Here is a 17,807-nt window from a genome sequence, read left to right on the forward strand (position 1 = left end):
AACGAAAGGATGCACCGTGGGACGCTTCGGCCAGTGGTACGAACGATGGAACACGACGCTCATCGACAAGATGGGCCCCTCGCAGATCGGCGCCGGCCGCCCCGAGGGCATCGACGACCGGACGATCGACCGGGGCTGCCCCCTGTGCGGCAAGCCCCTCTCCCAGCACCAGGTGATCCGGCCAGAGGGTCAGGTGCGCTCGTCGACGCTGGTGTGCCCGCGCGACTGACGGCGCTGCCTGAAGAACTGCTCCGAGACGGAATTGCATCGGACAACTCGTCGTTCCCCCTGACGTGAAGCTCTTCGAACCCACCAACATCGGTGCCCTGTCCCTGTCGAACCGCGTCGTCATGGCCCCGCTCACCCGCACCCGCGCCGGTGAGCACGGCGTCCCGAACGACCTGCTCGTCGAGCACTACCGGCAGCGCGCCGGCCTCGGCATGATCATCACCGAGGGCACCTGGCCCGTGCAGGAGGGCCGTTCCTACCCCGGCCAGCCCGGCATCGAGACCGACGACCAGATCGCCGGCTGGCGCCGCGTGACCGACGCCGTGCACGCCGCAGGCGGCACGATCGTGATGCAGCTCATGCACGGTGGCCGCGTCTCGCACACCGACATCTCGCAGACGCCGCGCATCGTCGGCCCGTCCGCCGTCGCCGCTCCCGGCCAGACGCACCTGGCCGACGGCTCGAAGGCCGACATGCCCGTCCCGCACGCGCTGACCACCGCCGAGGTGCAGGAGGCCGTGCAGGGCTTCGTGCAGGCCGCCCGCAACGCGATCGCCGCCGGGCTCGACGGGGTCGAGGTCCACGGTGCCAACGGCTACCTGGTGCACGAGTTCATGTCGCCGGTGTCGAACACCCGCACCGACCAGTACGGCGGCTCCCCGGAGAACCGCGCGCGCTTCGCGATCGAGGTCACCACGGCCATCGCCGAGGCCATCGGCGCCGAGCGCACCGGCATCCGCCTGTCGCCCGAGCACGGGATCCAGGGCGTCATCGAGGACGACGCCGACGACGTCCGCGCCACCTACACGGCCGTCGCCGAGGGCCTCGCGCCGCTCGGGCTCGCCTTCGTCGACGTCCTGCACGCCGAGCCGACCGGCGACCTGGTGCAGCACATCCGCCGGACCACCGGCGCCCCGTTCATCGTGAACTCCGGCTTCTCGTCGCTCACCACCCGCGACGAGGCCATCACGCTCGTCGACGGCGACCACGCCGACGCCGTCGCCGTGGGCCGCGCCGCGATCGCCAACCCGGACCTCGCGCACCGCTGGGAGCACGACGCCGAGCTCAACGAGCCGCGTCCGGAGCTCTTCTACGGCGCGACCGCCGAGGGCTACACGGACTACCCGTCGCTCGCCGAGGCGCGCGCGACCGTCGCGTAGTCGACGCACCGACAGAACGGACGGAACGGACGGGAGGCCCGTGGCGAAATCGCCACGGGCCTCCCGTCCGTTCTGTCGGACTGAGCGCTTCATCAGTCGATCGTCTGTCGAAATGCAGGACCGTCCCAAGTTGAGGGACGAAGTTGCTCGGACCATGCCGCAGCCATCAGCATCGCACAGCGTGATCGGTGGCCAGCGGACGCTCGAGGCAACTGAAGGGGCACCCCCGTGCACATCTCGCGCCGAACTGCGCTCATCGGCATCACCGCCGCCGTCCCGCTCGTCACGACCACGCTCGCGGCCCCGGCCGACGCGGCGACCCCCTCCGGCTCGGCCGGCTCCCCCGGGTCGACCGGCTCTTCCGGCTCGGCCGACGCGGGTGTCCTGGCCGTCCAGCGCTGGCTCAACAAGACCTTCGGGCACGTGCACGGGTGGGTGCAGGTGGACGAGGACGGACTGACCGGCAGCGGCACCGTGCTCGGGATCGTGCAGGCTACCCAGTCGCTCCTCGGCATCTCCCCCGTCGTCGCGACGTTCGGTCCGACGACACGGCAGAAACTCGAGCAGCACGGGGACGTCGGCGCCGAGACGGGCGACGACGCCGAGACCTGGCGCCGGCTCGTCCAGGCGGGACTCATCTGCAAGGGCGCGTCGACCGTCTCGCTCACCGGCGAGTTCGACGCGGCCACCGTCGCGGCCGCCGAGGCCCTGCGGTCCGACCTGGGCGCAGCTCCCGGCGGGCTCCCGCTGTCGGCCCACCTGTTCGGCGCACTCCTGACCGTCGACCCGGTGCGGCTCGCCTCCGGCGGGTCCCGATCGGTCCGCACCGTCCAGCAGTACCTCAACCGCACGTACGCCGAGGCGGTCGGCGGCGCGTACGGCAGCACGAGCGGAGTCGTCGACACGAGCACGTACGCGGCAGCGATCCGCGCCGTGCAGGTCGCGGTCGGCGTCACGGTCGACGGAGCCTGGGGTCCGGGGACGGCTGCTGCGCTCCGCGCCGCGGGACCGAGCGTCGTCGGCGTGGGGGCCACCGGCGCCTGGGTGCTGCTCGTCAAGGCGCTCCTGGTGCTGAACGGTGAGCGCGTCGTGTTCAGCAGCGCCTACTCGGCGGCGGACGCTGCGGTGGTCCGTGCGTTCCAGCAGTTCCAGGCGTTCCCGCCCGCCGAGCAGACCGGGACGTGCGACGCCGGCACGTGGGCGGCGCTGGCAGCGAGCACGGGCGACCCCGACCGGGCCACGACCGGGGCCGACACCGCCGTGCGCCTCGACGACGCGCGCGCTGCAGCCGTCCGTGCATCCGGTGCCACCGGCGTCGGCCGCTACCTGACGAACCACCAGCGGTCGGGGGCGCTCGACAAGGCCCTGACGCCCGACGAGCTGCGCGTGATGGCGAGCGCCGGGCTCGGGCTGTGGCCGATCTTCGAGGAGGGCGGGTTCGCCGCCTCGTGGTTCACCGAGGAGCAGGGTGTCAAGGACGCCCACCGCGCCCACGACGCCGCTCGGGAACTCGGGATCCCCAAGCAGACCACCATCTACTTCGCCGCCGACTTCGACGCCACCGCCGCACAGGACGAGTCGCTCGTGGTGCCGTACTTCCGCGGCGTCGCAGCCGGCCTGCGGGACCGGGGGAACCTGTACAAGCAGGGCGTCTACGGATCCCGTGCCACGTGCACCGCAGTGAGCAGTTCCGGACTCGCGCACTTCTCGTTCGTCGCCGGGATGTCGCCGGCGTGGGCGGGCAACCAGCTCGAGCCCCTGCCGGGCAACTGGGCGCTCAACCAGATCCAGAACCGCACGGTCGGGTCGGGGAACGGGTCCACCGAGATCGACGCCGTGGTGGTCTCCGGGCGCGACCCGGGCGTCCCCGCGGCACGCCTGGCCGGCTGACGACTGCTGACCGGGATCGAGCACCGCCGTGACCACCACGACCCCGCGTGACGACGAACCGCACGCAGTGTTCCCGCACCGTGCCACCTACGTCTTCTCGAACTTCGAGGAGGCCATCTCGATGGACTGCTACTGCGACGAGGGCGCCGACCACTTCGGCGTCTACCCGTTCTACGACGAGGTCATCAAACCGATCATCGACGATCTGACCCGACGCTTCCGGCGCCGGTTCGGGAAGGAAACCCCGTGAACACCGCACACCCCACCACCTCGACCTCCGCCCCTCAGCGCGCCCGCCGGAGCGCCGCGACCGCGCTCGCCCTCGGCCTGCTCGCAGCGGGCATCGCACTGCCCACGTCGGTGGCGAACGCCGACACCCTGTCCACCTCGGCTGAACCGACGGGTTCCACGATGACCATCTCCCACGACGGTTCCGGTCCCGCGGCGTCGACGGCGCAGCTCGACACCCTCGGCGCGCTCATCCTGCGTCGACTCGAGCTCGCCGACCCGGTGGCCGAGTCGAAGTGGCTGAGCGGCAAGCCGGTCGCCGACCCGGTGCGCGAACAGGCCGTCGTCGACGAAGCGGTGACCCTGGCGGAGCAGCAGGGCGTCGACCCCGTCCTGGTGACCCGGGTGGTCCGCGCACAGATCGCCGCGAGCAAGGTCGTCCAGCGCGGCCTCATCAACCACTGGACGCACAACCCGTGGACCGCACCGACGACGGCACCGGACCTGGCGACCATCCGGCCCCAGCTCGACGCGATCGACACCGACCTGGTGACCGCGCTCGGCCAGGTGCAGACCGTGGCCCAGGACCACCGGTGCGCGCACCTGGTGGACGCGGAGCGGAAGCACCTCGACGTCGGACTCGACTCGCTGCACCGGAAGGGGATCGACGTGGCGTGGAACACGTTCTGCGCCGCCTGACCCGAACGGGGTGACGGGCCGCAGGAGTGAGCGGCCCTAGGATGTGGTGTTCACTGACCGCTCGATCCCGGGCGAGGAAGGACACCGCGCCAGATGAACCAGCGGCAGCTCGCCATGGAGGCGTCTCGACGAGCCATCATCGACGCCGCAGGACAACAGTTCGCGGCCTTCGGCTACGAGGCGACCACGTTCTCCCGCGTGGCCGAGGCCATGGGCAAGCCGAAGTCGGCGATCGGGTACCACCTGTTCCCGTCGAAGAAGGACCTGGCGACGGCGGTCATCGAGCTGCAGCAGCAGCGCTGGCGTGAACTGTTCGACGCGCTGCCCGCCGAGCCCGGGCTCGAGCGCCTGACGGTGTTCCTCCTGACCACCGGGATCGACGTCCGCAGGGGCTCGGTCGCGGGCGGCGCCGTGCGGCTCCTGCACGAACTCGGCAAGGCCGGCGTGCCGGTGCCGCGCGGCTTCGACTGGTTCGAGATGACGCGCGGCGAGCTCGTCAGCGCCGGAGTGGCGGCCGCTGACGTCGACGCGGCCGAGGTCCAGCCGTCGGTCCTGCTGCTCCTCAACACGACACTGGGCATGGTGGACGGTTCGACACAGCTGACCGACGACGAACTCGTCGCGCAGCTCAAGGCCCTGTGGTCGCCGCTCTTCACGTCGTTCGGCATCGAGCGCGCCCCGGAGATCATCGACGCGGCCCGGCCGTACTCGCCCGGTTCCTGAGCGGTCGTCCCGTCCGGCGCACCCGTGGTCGGCCTGCACCGTACAGTGCACCATGACCGAAACAGCGCCAGCGAACCAGTTGCTCCACCTCGGGGTGCTCGCCGACTCCCGGAAGGCCGACGAGCGCCGCCTGCCGATCCACCCGGCCCACCTCGAGCGCATCGATCCGGACCTTCGCCGAGCGATGACGCTCGAGCGCGGGTACGGCGCTCGCTTCGGCGTGCCGGACGACCAGCTCGAACCACTCGTCGGCGCGATGGCCGACCGTGACGAGGTCATCGCGACCGCGGACGTCGTCCTCCTACCCAAGCCCATGCCGTCCGACCTGGCGGACCTGCGTGACGGTCAGGTGCTCTGGGGGTGGCCGCACTGCGTGCAGGACCGGGAACTCACGCAGCTCGCCGTCGACAAACGACTGACGCTGATCGCGTGGGAGGCGATGAACCACTGGCGTGACGACGGCGGCTTCGGCCTGCACGTGTTCCACAAGAACAACGAACTCGCCGGCTACTGCTCGGTGATCCACGCACTGCAGCTCTGCGGGTCGACGGGCGACTACGGGCGCCGGCTCACCGCGGTCGTCATCGGGTTCGGTGCCACGGCCCGCGGTGCGGTGACCGCCCTGAACGCACACGGCATCCACGACGTCCGCGTCCTGACCAACCGGGACATCGCGGCCGTCGGTTCACCCATCCCCTCCGTCGACATCCTGCACTTCGGGCAGACCGACGTACCGCCGTTCGACAGCGTGGTCAGCACCCCGGACGGGCCGGTCCCGCTCGCGCCGTACCTGGCCGAGAACGACATCGTCGTGAACTGCACGCTCCAGGACCCCAACGCGCCCCTGGTGTTCCTGCGCACCGAGGACCTGGCGGCCTTCCGTCCGGGGAGCCTCGTCGTCGACGTCTCCGTCGACGAGGGGATGGGGTTCAGCTGGGCGCACCCGACGTCCTTCGCACAACCGATGACCACCGTCGGCGGCACCACCAACTACTACGCGGTCGACCACAGCCCGTCGATGCTCTGGAACTCGTCGACCTGGGAGATCAGCGAGGCGCTGCTGCCGTTCCTGCGGACCGTGATGTCGGGCGCCGACGCCTGGGCCGGGTCGGAGACGATCCGCCGGGCGATCGAGATCGGGGACGGACACATCCGCAACCCGGCGATCCTGGCGTTCCAGGGCCGCTCCGCCGAGTACCCGCACCACGCCGCGGGCTGACCCTCGCCGAGATCTGGCCCTCGCCGACCGGAACAGAGAAGGGCCCCGGTGGTGTCCACCGGGGCCCTTCTTCGTACTGTGCGCTCGAAGGGACTCGAACCCCCAACCTTCTGATCCGTAGTCAGATGCTCTATCCATTGAGCTACGAGCGCGTGGCCTTGCGGCCGTGGAAGACTCTACAACAGGTGCGGCCCGGGCGCCAATCGAGGCGCTCCGGCCCCCGTGCCCGGCGTGTCGCGAGCAGCCTCCGACGGCCGCGCGGTCACCGTGCCGCGGGCTCCTCGTCGAACACCTCGGCCAGGAACACCCGGAGCGCCTGCCACGACCGGCGGTCGGCGCGCTCCTGGTACTGCGCACCGTGGTCCGGGGCGTCGGTGCCGGGCACCGCGAACGCGTGCATCGCGCCCGAGTACGTCACGACCTGCCAGTCGACGTCCGGCGCAGCCCGCATCTCGTCCTGCCACGCGTGCACGGCCTCGTCGGGCACCACGGGGTCGGCGCCCCCGGTGAGGACGAGCAGCTTCGCCCGGATGTCGGCGGCGTCCGAGGGGTCGTGCGCGATGAGCCCGCCGTGGAACGACACGGCACCGACCAGGTCGGCCCCGGTCCGTGCGAGTTCGAGTGCGGTCGAGCCGCCGAAGCAGTACCCCATGACGACGACGCGGGCGGGGTCGACGTCCGGGTCGGCGAGCAGTCGCTCGAGTCCGGCGGTGGCGCGGGCCCGCAGCAGCGGCAGGTCCTGGTAGAAACCGCCGGCGACCTGGGCCGCGGTGTCGTCCCCGGGGCGGACGCCCGCACCGTAGACGTCCGCGCCGAACGCGACGTAGCCCAGTCGGGCGAGCATGGTCACCCGGGCTTCGACGTGCTCGTTCACGCCGTGCCAGTCGTGCACGACGAGGACGGCCGGACGACGGCCCGCGATCGCGGCGTCCTTCGCGAGCACACCGAGCAGTTCGGTGCCCTCGTGGTCGTAGGAGACGTCGTCGACACGGATGTCGGCGCCGGCGGGTTCGGGAACGGTCTGCAGGACGTCGTCGGTGGTGTTCACGTCGCCCGACGCTACGCCGCCCGTCGGGCTCAGGCCTCGATGTTGTCCCAGCCGTCGGGGCCGACCGATCCCGCTGCGTACTCGTCGAGGGGCGCCTTGCCGGCCTTCCACGCGTCGAGGAACGGCCCGACGACCTTCCAGCCCTGCACGGCGCTGTCGCCGCGGACCGACAGCGTCGCGTCACCCTCGAGCACGCCGGCCAGCACCTCGCCGTAGGCACTCAGGCGCCCGGGGTTGAAGGTCACTTCGAGGCTCGTGTGGTCGATCGTGTACGGGTCGCCGGCGCCGTTGACGTTGAGCTCGAGCTGCATCTCGTCCGGGGCGATCCAGATGCGCAGCCGGTCGGGCAGTTCGGTGCCGGTGAGTCCCTCGGGCACGTGCGGGGAGTCCTTGAACGTGATGACGATCTCGCGGCGCTGTGCGGCGAGCGCCTTGCCGGAGCGCAGGGTGAACGGGACGCCGGCCCAGCGCCAGTTCGCGATCTCCAGGGTGAGCTGGGCGAGGGTCTCGGTGCCGAGCGACGGGTCCACGCCGTCCTCGTCGACGTACGACGGCAGCTGGCGGTCGCCGACGGTGCCGGCGGTGTACCGGGCGCGCTTGCCCGCGGTGACGACGTCGCCTCCCCAGGGCCGGACGGCCCGCAGCACGAGCTCCTTCTGGGTGCGCAGGTCGTCGGCCTTGATCGAGGCGGGGGCCTCCATCGCGACGACGGCCATCACCTGCAGCAGGTGGCTCTGGATCATGTCGGTGAGCGCGCCGGCCTTGTCGTAGTAGCGCGCGCGACCCTCGAGCCCGAGGGTCTCGTCGTAGACGATGTCGACGCGCTCGACGTGCTGCGACGACAGCAGGGGCTCGATGATGCGGTTGGCGAAGCGCAGCCCGAGCAGGTTGAGCACGGTGGAGCGTCCGAGGAAGTGGTCGACCCGGTGGATCCGTTCCTCGGGGATGAACGAGTGCAGCAGGTCGTTGAGCTTCGAGGCGCTGTCGGCGTCGGTGCCGAACGGCTTCTCGAGCGCCAGCCGGGTGCGGGCGGGCAGGTCGAGGTGGGCGAGCTGCTCGCAGCTCTTCTCGGTGACGGCCGGCGGCAGCGCGAAGTAGATCGCCGGGTCGTGGTCGCACACTTCGAGCAGTGCCCGCAGGTCGTCCGGGTCGGTGACGTCGGCCTTCCGGTAGGTGGAGGCGTCGACCACGGCCTGCAGTCGCTCCGGCAGCGCCGTGTCGCCGGAAGCGCCCTCGTCCTCCTCGTTCTTCGACGCCTGCGCGTTCTCGAAGGACTCGCGCACCTGCGCCTTCCAGTCGGCGTCGGACAGGTCCTCGACACCGGCCCCGACGAGCTGGACGTCCCAGTCGTCCTTCACCTGGAGCAGGGTCGCGAGGCCGGGCAGGAGCAGGCGCTTGGACAGGTCGCCGCTGGCTCCGAGGATGAGCAGGCTGGTCTGGAGGCTCGACATGCTGCAGACGGTACTCATCGGCCCCGGTGGATGACCGGGCCGCTACGGTGGTGTCATTCCGGCGCGAGGGAGCACCATGAGCAATGGGTACGAAGGGCGACGCCTCCGTGTCGCCGTGGTCGGGACGGGCATGATCGCCGGCGTCCACGCCCGGGCGGCCCGGGCCTCCGGTGCCGAGGTCCTGGGTGTCCTCGGGCGGAACGCCACCCGCTCCGAGCAGGTGGCTTCGCAGCTCGACCTGCCCCGTGGCTACGCCTCGCTCGACGAGGTCATCGCCGACGCCCCCGACGTCGTGCACATCTGCACCCCGAACGACCAGCACCACCCGCAGGCGCTCGCGGTGATCGCGGCCGGCATCAACGTCGTGTGCGAGAAGCCCCTGGCGATCGACCCCGCCCAGGCCGCCGAGCTCGTCGCCGCCGCTGCCGACGCCGGTGTCGTGGCCACGGTGCCGTTCGTGTACCGCTACCACCCGATGGTCCGCGAGATCCGGGCGCGCATCGCCGACGGGGAGCTCGGCCGGCTGCTCGCGGTGCACGGCCACTACCTGCAGGACTGGATGCTCGACGAGGACGCCTCGAGCTGGCGGGTCGACCCGACCTCGAGCGGGCTGTCCCGCGCGTTCGCCGACATCGGCTCGCACTGGTGCGACCTGGTCGAGTTCGTCACGGGTGAGCGCTTCGCCTCGGTGTCCGCGGCGACCGACATCGTCTACCCCACCCGGCCTGCGGCGTCCGGTCCGTCGTTCTCCGGCTCCCCCGACCCGGACCCGGTGGCGGACGCGGCGGAGCGTGCCGAGGTCACCACCGAGGACACCGCCGTGGCGACCTTCCGCACCGCCACGGGCCGCATCGGCAACGTCGTGATCTCGCAGGTCGCGTCGGGCCGCAAGAACCGCCTGTGGTTCGAGGTCGACGGCACCCGTGGCAGCGCGGCGTTCGACCAGGAGCAGCCCGAGTCCGCGTGGTTCGGCAACGAGCGCGGCGCGCAGATCGTCGTGCGCGACCCCTCGCAGGGGTACCCGGACCAGCGCCGGCTGGCGATCGTGCCGGCCGGACACCCGCAGGGGTACCTCGACGCGTTCGCGGCCTTCGTCGCCGACACCTACACCGCGGCCCGCACCGGGGTGGCACCAGACGGACTGCCGACCTTCGCGGACGGCGCCCGCTCCGCCGACATCATCGAGGCCGTGATCGGCAGCGCGGCCGAGACGACCTGGCGGGAGATCCGCTGAAGCTCGGCATGGTGGATGTGAACGTCGTGTGACGAGTTGCGACGGGGTCTGGCGAGTCGCCTGTGCGTCTTCGTAGGTTCGACGGCGATGAACACTTCCCACACCACCGGATCCGCCGGTGCGACGACCCGACGGCGCCTCGGCGCCGGCGCGGCCCTCGCCACCGCCGGGGTCCTGGTCGCACTGTCCGTCCCGTCCGCAGCCGTCGCCGCCGAGGGCGACACGACGATCGACATCATCGACGTCAACGACTTCCACGGTCGCATCGAGTCCGAGGGCACCGCAGCCGACAAGGCCGCGGGCGCCGCGAAGCTCGCCGGCGTCGTGCAGTCGTACCGCGAGGCCAACCCGAACACGATCTTCGCCAGCGTCGGCGACAACGTCGGGGCCTCGACCTTCACGTCGCTCATCCAGCAGGACGCCCCGACGATCGACGCCCTGAACGCCATGGACCTCGATGTCAGCGCGATCGGCAACCACGAGCTCGACAAGGGCCAGAGCGACCTGACCGGCCGCATCGAGGACCGCGCCGAGTGGCCCTACGTCTCGGCGAACATCGTCAAGGCCGGCACCACGGACCCCGCGTTCACGCCGTACTCCATCGTGGAGAAGGGCGGCGTGAAGATCGGCTTCATCGGCGCCACCACCGAGGACCTCATCCCCGGGCTCGTCAGCCCCGGCGGTGTCGAGGGCCTCGCGATGGCCCCGATCGTCAGCCAGGTCAACAAGTACGCCGAGCAGCTCACCGACGGCAAGGACGACAACGACGAGGCCGACGTGCTCGTCCTGCTCGTCCACGAGGGCGCACCGACGAACGTCCTCGCCGACGCGACGGGCTCTGGTGTGTTCGGCGAGATCACCTCGGGTGTCTCGTCGAAGGTCTCCGCCATCGTCTCGGCGCACACCCACGCGACGTACAACCACTCGATCGCGGGCCCCGACGGCACGAAGCGTCCGGTGATCCAGGCCGGGTCCTACGGCGTGGCCTTCGGGCACCTGCAGCTCACGGTGGACGCCGACAAGCAGCTCACCGGCATCACGAGCGAGGTCAAGTCGGTCAACGGCGAGACCCGTGTGCCGACCGACCCCACCTCGGTGAACGCGGTGGCCGACATCGTGACCGCCGCGAAGGCCGTCGCCGACGTCGAGGGCAGCAAGAAGCTCGGCACGATCACGGGTGACCTGCGTCGCGCCGTGCAGTCCGACCGCACGACCGAGAACCGCGGTGGCGAATCCGTCCTGGGCAACTACATCGCCGAGGTCCAGCGCAGCGCCACCGAGCGCAACGGCTCACAGGTCGCCTTCATGAACCCCGGCGGACTCCGCACCGACATGATCGCCGCGTCGAGCGGCGCCGGCGACCCGGACGGCACCGTCACCTACAAGGAAGCCGCGCTCGTCCAGCCGTTCGCGAACACCCTGGTCACCGAGGACATGACGGGCCAGCAGATCAAGAACGCCCTCGAGCAGCAGTGGCAGCCGGACGGTCTGCCGCGTCCGTTCCTGAAGCTCGGCGTCTCGGACGGCTTCGCGTACACCTACGACCCGTCGAAGGGCCGTGGCGACCGCATCACCGGGATGACCCTCGACGGCGAGCCGATCGCGCTGACCGACACCCTCAAGGTGACCGTCAACTCGTTCCTGTCGACCGGTGGTGACAACTTCGGCGCCTTCGCGACCGGCACGAACATCGCCGACTCGGGCCAGGTCGACCTGCAGGCCCAGGTGGACTACTTCCTCGCCAACCCGACGGTCACGCCCCCGACCGACCAGCGCGCCGTCGGGGTCACGGTCACGCCGACCCCGTCCGACGGGTTCCAGCCCGGCGACGAGATCGAGCTCGACCTGTCGTCGCTCGTGTTCAGCAGCGAGGACCCCGCGAAGGCCGGCACCGTCTCGGTCAGCGCGGACGGCAAGGAGCTCGCGTCGGCCGCCATCGACCCGACGATCATCGACACGAACGACGAGCAGGGTCGCGCGACCCTGACCGTCACGGTCCCCGACATCGAGGCGCCGGCTGCACGCGCTGCCGCCCGCACCGCCGGGTCCGTTTCGCTCGCCGCCGTGGCGGAGCCGGTCGCCACGACCGACGCACCGCTCGTGGTCTCCCTGCCGGGTGATCAGACCGTCACCCTCGCCGTGACGATCCCGGTCGCCGCGGCGGTCGACCCCACCGATCCGACGGACCCGACCGACCCCACGAACCCGACGGACCCGGCTGACCCGACCCCGGGCACCGGTGGCGGGGTCACCCCCGGCCCCGGCGCGGGAACCGGTGACGACGCCGGCATCGGCGGCGTCGGCGGGACCGACGACGACCCGCGCGCCGGTGGCGACCTCGCCTACACGGGTGCGGACCTGACCGCTCCGGCGATCGCGGCCGGCTTGCTCCTGCTCGCCGGGACCACAGCACTCGTGGTCCTCCGCCGCAACCGTGCACGACGTGCTGCGATGGTCCTGACGGACTGACCCCGCGCCTCCCGAGCGCACACCGCAACGGGCCGTCTCACCATGGTGAGGCGGCCCGTTCGCGTCGGTCAGGAGGCCCGGGGCGCGTCCGGCGCACGCGTCGCGCGAGCTGTCCGCCACGGTTGCTGTCCCATCCCGGTCGAACACTGCGGATCCGCGGATCCACGCGGTACTCTCGGGGTTGTCGCACCGCGACGCGTCGTGCCGGGTCGCTTTCAGCAAGTCGGCGGTGGTTCCGTTCGACAAGACTCCGCGACGCGGGCGTCCTCCGCCTCCAGGGAAACGGCGGAGGGCGCCCACCCCTTCTGCGTCGGTGGGTCGTGTCGGCGACTCAGCTCAGCGGAACAGCTGCTCGGCGATGTACGACCCCTTGCGCGGTGCCGGCGGCACGGCGAACACCGCGGAGCCGATGTGCGAGACGTACTCGTTCAGCCGGTCCGAGGCGCCGAGCTTCCGCTGCAACCGCGTGAAGTGGTCCGGGTCGTTCACGTAGGCGATGAACAGCAGCCCGGCGTCGAGCTGGCCGTACTCGTTGAGCCCGTCGGTGTAGTTGTACGGCCGGCGCAGGATCTTCACGCCGCCGTTCGCCTCGTGTGCGGCGAGGGCGATGTGCGACGTCGCGTCGATCTTCGTCGCACCGTCGTCGTCCTTCGCGTGGAAGTCCGGGGTGGTGTGTTCCTGCCCGCCGGAGAGCGGCGCCCCCTGGATCTTCGTCCGCCCGAACACCCGCTGCTGGTCGCTGACGACGTCGGCGTCCCAGGTCTCGATGTTCATCCGGATCTTCCGCACCACCTGGTAGCTGCCCCCGGCCATCCACCCGGCGTCGCGGTCGAGCCAGACGAACCGGTCGTGGTCGGCGTCGGTCGTGATGTTCCGGGTGCCGTCCTTGAACCCCATCAGGTTGCGGGGCGTGCTCTGGTCCGGCCCCGCCGATGCCCGACCGAAACCGAGCACGGTCCAGCGGACGGTCGCGGTGCCACGGGCCATCCGCGCCAGGTCGCGCACCGCGTGGTACGCCACCTGGGGGTCGTCGGCGCAGGCCTGCAGCGACAGGTCGCCGCCGGTCAGGCCCCGCTGCAGGTTGTCGCTCGGCAGCGTCGGGATGTCGGCGAGCGACGCCGGACGCCGGTCGGCCAGCCCGAAGCGCTCGTCGAAGACGCCCGGGCCGAGCCCCACCGTGACGGTCAGGGACGCCGGACCGAGGTCGAGCGCCTCGCCCGTGTCGGCACCGACCCCGTTGCCGTGGGCGGGTTCGACGCTGCCGACGGTCTTGCCGGCCTGCAGCTGGGCGATCGCGGCCGACCAGCGGGCCAGGAGCACCTGCAGCTCGGTCGTCACGGTCGTCGACAGGTCGAACGTCATGTAGACGCAGTGCCGCTGCGGCGTCGTGCGGATCCCGCCCTGTGGCTGCCGTGCCGCGGTGGCGTAGAACGGGTGGCTCGTGGACAGGTCGATCGACTCGTCGCCGTTCGTCGCCGCCGTGAACGGGTTCACCCCGGTCGCCGCGGTGGCGCCGCCGATGCCCGCGGCCGCGCCGACCCCGGCACCGGCCACGGCCAGGCCGGCGCCGAACAGTCCGCGGCGCGAGACGTTCGCCCGGGGTCCCTCGTCCGGCTCGGTCACGCGGTCGCGACCTTCTCGGCCAGGCGGGACAGCGGGTCCTGCAGCGCCTGGATCTGCTGCGAGATCGTGTTCGCGTCGGACTTCTTGGTGGCGGCGTCCCAGCTGGCGAAGCCGCCCAGGTCGTCGGCGTCGCGGTAGCCGTCCATCAGCGTGTTCGTGGCGTCGAACTCCTTGGCGATCTGCTTCGTCAGGGTCGGGTCGAGCTTGGTCAGCCCCGGCTTGAGGTACGCGAAGGCCTGACGGGCACCCTCGACGTTGGCGGCGAGGTCGACCAGGTCGATGTGGCTGTACGCCTCTTCCTCGCCGGTGATCTTGTTCGACTGCACCTCTTCGAGCAGTCCGGCGGCACCGTTGGCCAGGTCCTCCGGCTTGTAGTCGAGCGTCGGCACGAGCTTCGCGAGCAGCTGGACGTCCTCGGTCAGGTCCGCGGCGGTCTGCTTCGTCGACGCGGTGATCTTCCCCGCCTGGAACAGGTCCTTCTCGACGGCGTGGAACCCGCTCCAGCCGACGGCCGGGTCGAGGTTCGAAGCGCGCATGTCGATCAGGTAGTCGAGGTTGCCCGCGTTGTCGGTGGCCTTGAAGCCCTTCTTGACGAAGCCGTCGACGTCGCTCTCGACGTGCTCGTAGAACGGACGGGCGTTCGCGTAGTCGGTCTTCGCCGCGTCGAGGTCGCCGGCGTCGACGTGCTTCTGCAGCTGCTCGACCGCGGCGACCATGTCGGTCACCTGGCCGTCGACGTAGGTCGCGTAGCCCTTCGTCCCGTCACGGAGCAGCGTCGAGGCGCTGCTGTTCGCGGTGGACGCGGCCTTGCCGGTGACGGTGAAGTCCGTCAGTTCGGTCTCGGCACCGGGGCAGTACACCTGGTACTTCCCGCCGGTCAGCGTGGCGGTGAACCGGACGGGGTCGAGGCCGGGTGCCAGGTTCTCCTTCTCGCCGAGGATCCGCTGGTCCTGCAGCAGCTCGACCTCGGTGATCGCGGTCGACGACTCGTTCTTCACCGTGAAGGTGACGGGGCCCGCGGGGACCTTCGTCGCGGACACCGCGCAGGCGTCCTGCCCGTCGTTGGTGAGCGTGACGGTGACGCGGGAGACCTTCGCGTCGGTGCCGGAGCCGCCGGTCTCGGCGGACCCGCCGGAGCATCCGGAGAGTGCGAGGGCGGTGACGACGCCGAGGGCGCCCAGGGTGATCAGGGGTCGGACGGGCTTACCGAAGGACATGGTCGGTGCTCCTTGCAGGGTCCGCGGCCGGAGGGCCACGAGCGGGGACGGGTTCGGGGGTGCGGGTCGTGGGGAGCCGCCGACGACGGCGGTCACGCAGCGCCAGCAGCGCCTGTGCGGCGGCCGCGGTGCCGAGGGCGATCGGCAGCCAGGCCTTCCAGAGCAGCAGGTCGGCTGACCGGGCGTCGGCCGCGGCCACCGAGGCGGCCGACCGCTCGACGCGGGCGTCGGGGACGGACCAGACGGTGCGGTCCAGGGTCGTGGTGCGTGCGGACGGGAGGCCCCCACCGCTCAGCGTCAGCACGTCGCGTTCGTCGCGGGTGGCGTCCAGGACCCCACCCCGGACCGTCCACAGGGTCACGGTGTCGCGGACGGCCCAGCGGGCCGCGAACGGGCCGGGGTTCGTCGACGGGGAGACCCCGACGGGCAGTCGGCCGAACAGTGTGACGAGGTCGTCGAGGGTCAGCCTCGACGGACGGTCAGCACCACTCCCCTGCGCACCGGTTCCGTCCTGCACGACGCGCCACCGGTCGGCGGCCACGCCCGCGCGGGTGACGCGGCGGTGGGCCGACGTCGGCAGGGCGAGTCGGGCCTCCTGGCCGGTTCCGGTGCCGGCCACACGGAGGACGCCGGACGCACCGTCGACGCTGGCCGAGACGGAGCTGGCGTCGCCGCTGACCGCGGTGGTGCGGGGCAGGTCGACACCGCCGGTCGGCACGGCGATCGCGAGCGCCGCTGCCGCCACGGCGAGGGTGCCGGCGACGACGGCGCGCACCCGGGGCACACGGTCCGGCGACGGACGCCAGGCGCGCGGCCACAGGGTCAGGGCCAGTACCGGGACGACGTAGAGGACCCAGCCGAGCACCTCGATGACCCGTGGGTCCGGCGGGATGCCGAGCACGCCGGTGACCAGGGCGCCCTGCACGGAACCGTTCGGGGCGAGCCACGACAGGTCGACGGTGCGCTGCTGGCCGATGACGATCCAGCCGGCCTCGTGCGCGCGGCGGAGGACGGTCAGCACCAGGCCGCCGGCGACGAAGACCAGGAAGACCCCGGTGCCGGTGAAGAACCGCGACAGGTTGAGGCGGACGCCACCGGTGTAGATGCCGAAGCCGACGACGACCGCGGCGGCGATGCCGATCACGGCGCCGAGCGCGGCGAGGCCGGTGTCCGACGACGCCTGGAACGTGGCGAGGAGGAACACCGAGGTCTCGAAGCCCTCCTTCAGGACGGCGAGGAACGCCATGCCGGCGAGCGCCCAGGCGGTGCCGCGGCCGAGCGCGGCGGTCGCACTCGCTTCGAGGTCGGCGGTCAGGGTGCGCGCGTGCGTGCGCATCCAGACGATCATGCCCGTGACGAAGACGACGGCGACGATGCCGATGACCGCCTCCATGCCCTCCTGCTGCGCCTGCGGCAGCGCCTGCTCGACGGCCTGCAGCCCGAAGCCGACGGCGATGCTGAGCAGCACCGCGAGCCCGACGCCCGACCACATCGGGGCGAGCGGGACGCGGTTGCGACGCAGGAACGCGGCGATGATGCCGACGATGAGCGTGGCTTCGAGGCCTTCACGGAGACCGATGACGAGAGTGGCGAGCATGACGAAGGTGAGGCTAACCTAACCGCCGAACGGCCCGCCAGTCGTGCGACGTGATGTTTGATGGTTCTCATGAACCTGCTGTCCGTCGACGGCCTGGCGTCGGTCACGAACGTGCTCGACCTCGCCGGGGTCTTCGCGTCCGCCCTGCTCGGCGGCTCCATCGCCCGCGCGATGGACTTCGACCTGTTCGGGTTCCTGGTCGTCGGGTTCGTCTCCGGACTCGGTGGCGGGATGCTCCGCGACACCCTGCTGCAGAACGGGCCGCCCGTCGCACTGGTCGACCCGCTGTACGTGCCGGTCGCCGTCGCCGGGGCGCTCATCGCGTTCCTCGTGTCGTTCTCCGAGATCACCTGGGACCGCCTGTTCACCGTGCTCGACGCCGCCGTGATCGGGTTCTGGGCGGTCGTCGGCGTGCAGCGGACCTACGACGCCGGCCTCGACTGGCCCGCCGCGATCATCATGGGGACCATCACGGCGGTCGGTGGCGGGGCCATGCGCGACCTGCTGCTGCGACGGGTGCCGGCGGTCTTCGGCGGGAACGCGCTGTACGCCACCGTGGCCGTCGCCGCGTCGGCCACGATGGTGATCGCCTCGGCCCTCGGGTCGCCCTCGATCGGCATCCTGCTCGCGATCACCCTGTCGCTCGGGCTCCGCTGGGGCGCGGTCCGCCGCGGCTGGGGCCTGCCGAACGGTCGTGACTGGCAGCCGAAGTCGACCCTGGGTTCGCTGCTCCGGCGCGGTCGGAGCCTGCGACCGGACGCGCTCCGACTGCTCCGTCGACCGGGGCGTCGGACCGGTGCCGGCAGCGTCCGGGAAGATCATGAGGACTGAGGGGCTGTCATCCGCGGCTCCGCGACGGTACGATCAGTACCGCCGGGTATCGTCCTGGTGGTTCTGCCGGTGCGATCCCGGTGAACGCTGTCCGCACAGCACCGACGCGACCCGAACGCGGCGGTTCCGAGCAGACGTGGGGATGGGGGCTTCGCTGATGCCGCGCGGGATCAGACGCGCGGCGCGGCAG

Annotated in this window: 15 protein-coding genes and 1 tRNA gene; 10 read left to right on the forward strand and 6 right to left on the reverse strand. The window is 71.5% G+C overall.

Features of this window, described 5'->3' with window-relative positions; genetic code table 11:
• Positions 1–16 precede the first annotated feature (16 nt).
• The 7 genes from QRN30_RS04355 to QRN30_RS04385 all read left to right on the forward strand — a co-directional run bounded on the left by QRN30_RS04355 (position 17) and on the right by QRN30_RS04385 (position 6,147).
• Entirely contained in the window at positions 17–229 is a 213-nt protein-coding gene (locus tag QRN30_RS04355) for a hypothetical protein (RefSeq protein ID WP_017888356.1), read from the forward strand.
• Between the two features lie 64 nt (positions 230–293).
• Positions 294–1,388, forward strand: a complete 1,095-nt coding sequence (locus QRN30_RS04360; RefSeq protein WP_042540613.1) for an alkene reductase — start codon at positions 294–296, stop codon at positions 1,386–1,388.
• Between the two features lie 228 nt (positions 1,389–1,616).
• Positions 1,617–3,278 (forward strand): glycoside hydrolase domain-containing protein, encoded by a 1,662-nt coding sequence (locus QRN30_RS04365; RefSeq protein WP_284760542.1) that lies wholly within the window; start codon positions 1,617–1,619, stop codon positions 3,276–3,278.
• Positions 3,279–3,306: 28 nt separating this feature from the next.
• Positions 3,307–3,528: a hypothetical protein gene (locus QRN30_RS04370; RefSeq protein WP_017888353.1), complete on the forward strand. Its 222-nt coding sequence runs from the start codon at positions 3,307–3,309 to the stop codon at positions 3,526–3,528.
• Entirely contained in the window at positions 3,525–4,205 is a 681-nt protein-coding gene (aroQ, locus tag QRN30_RS04375; RefSeq protein ID WP_240048668.1) for a gamma subclass chorismate mutase AroQ, read from the forward strand. Before QRN30_RS04370 ends, aroQ begins: the two co-directional genes overlap by 4 nt.
• Positions 4,206–4,298: 93 nt before the next feature.
• Complete coding sequence (locus QRN30_RS04380; RefSeq protein WP_017888351.1) at positions 4,299–4,928, forward strand: TetR/AcrR family transcriptional regulator; 630 nt, start codon at positions 4,299–4,301, stop codon at positions 4,926–4,928.
• Positions 4,929–4,980: 52 nt separating this feature from the next.
• On the forward strand, positions 4,981–6,147 hold the full coding sequence (locus tag QRN30_RS04385) for a N(5)-(carboxyethyl)ornithine synthase (protein ID WP_284760543.1): 1,167 nt from the start codon (positions 4,981–4,983) through the stop codon (positions 6,145–6,147).
• Between the two features lie 79 nt (positions 6,148–6,226).
• Here the strand turns inward: QRN30_RS04385 and QRN30_RS04390 are convergent.
• From QRN30_RS04390 to QRN30_RS04400, 3 genes are all read right to left on the reverse strand, one after another.
• Positions 6,227–6,299 (reverse strand) — tRNA-Arg (locus tag QRN30_RS04390).
• 110 nt (positions 6,300–6,409) lie between these two features.
• Positions 6,410–7,195 (reverse strand): dienelactone hydrolase family protein, encoded by a 786-nt coding sequence (locus QRN30_RS04395; protein WP_042540609.1) that lies wholly within the window; start codon positions 7,193–7,195, stop codon positions 6,410–6,412.
• 29 nt (positions 7,196–7,224) lie between these two features.
• Positions 7,225–8,646, reverse strand: a complete 1,422-nt coding sequence (locus QRN30_RS04400; protein WP_017888348.1) for a glucose-6-phosphate dehydrogenase — start codon at positions 8,644–8,646, stop codon at positions 7,225–7,227.
• A 76-nt stretch (positions 8,647–8,722) separates the two neighbouring features.
• Here QRN30_RS04400 and QRN30_RS04405 point away from each other — a divergent pair, with 76 nt between their 5' ends.
• Both QRN30_RS04405 and QRN30_RS04410 read left to right on the forward strand, forming a co-directional pair.
• Positions 8,723–9,880 carry a Gfo/Idh/MocA family protein gene (locus QRN30_RS04405; protein ID WP_042540607.1) on the forward strand — a complete coding sequence of 386 codons (1,158 nt, stop codon included), beginning with the start codon at positions 8,723–8,725 and terminating at the stop codon, positions 9,878–9,880.
• An 87-nt stretch (positions 9,881–9,967) separates the two neighbouring features.
• Positions 9,968–12,349 carry a bifunctional metallophosphatase/5'-nucleotidase gene (locus QRN30_RS04410; protein WP_284760544.1) on the forward strand — a complete coding sequence of 794 codons (2,382 nt, stop codon included), beginning with the start codon at positions 9,968–9,970 and terminating at the stop codon, positions 12,347–12,349.
• A gap of 336 nt (positions 12,350–12,685) precedes the next feature.
• Here the strand turns inward: QRN30_RS04410 and QRN30_RS04415 are convergent, their stop codons facing one another.
• The 3 genes from QRN30_RS04415 to efeU are packed head-to-tail and all read right to left on the reverse strand — an operon-like array spanning position 12,686 to position 16,786.
• Complete coding sequence (locus tag QRN30_RS04415; RefSeq protein WP_214519546.1) at positions 12,686–13,972, reverse strand: Dyp-type peroxidase; 1,287 nt, start codon at positions 13,970–13,972, stop codon at positions 12,686–12,688.
• On the reverse strand, positions 13,969–15,189 hold the full coding sequence (gene efeO / locus QRN30_RS04420) for an iron uptake system protein EfeO (protein WP_284760545.1): 1,221 nt from the start codon (positions 15,187–15,189) through the stop codon (positions 13,969–13,971). The genes QRN30_RS04415 and efeO overlap by 4 nt, the downstream gene beginning before the upstream one ends.
• Entirely contained in the window at positions 15,176–16,786 is a 1,611-nt protein-coding gene (efeU, locus tag QRN30_RS04425) for an iron uptake transporter permease EfeU (protein ID WP_017888343.1), read from the reverse strand. The genes efeO and efeU overlap by 14 nt, the downstream gene beginning before the upstream one ends.
• Before the next feature lie 69 nt (positions 16,787–16,855).
• Between efeU and QRN30_RS04430 the strand changes: the two genes are divergently transcribed.
• A complete protein-coding gene (locus QRN30_RS04430) occupies positions 16,856–17,617 on the forward strand; it encodes a trimeric intracellular cation channel family protein (RefSeq protein ID WP_017888342.1) in 762 nt (253 codons plus the stop codon).
• The last annotated feature ends 190 nt before the right edge of the window (positions 17,618–17,807 follow it).

The sequence above is a fragment of the Curtobacterium sp. MEB011 genome (genome assembly GCF_030209655.1).
Lineage (GTDB): Bacteria > Actinomycetota > Actinomycetes > Actinomycetales > Microbacteriaceae > Curtobacterium > Curtobacterium poinsettiae.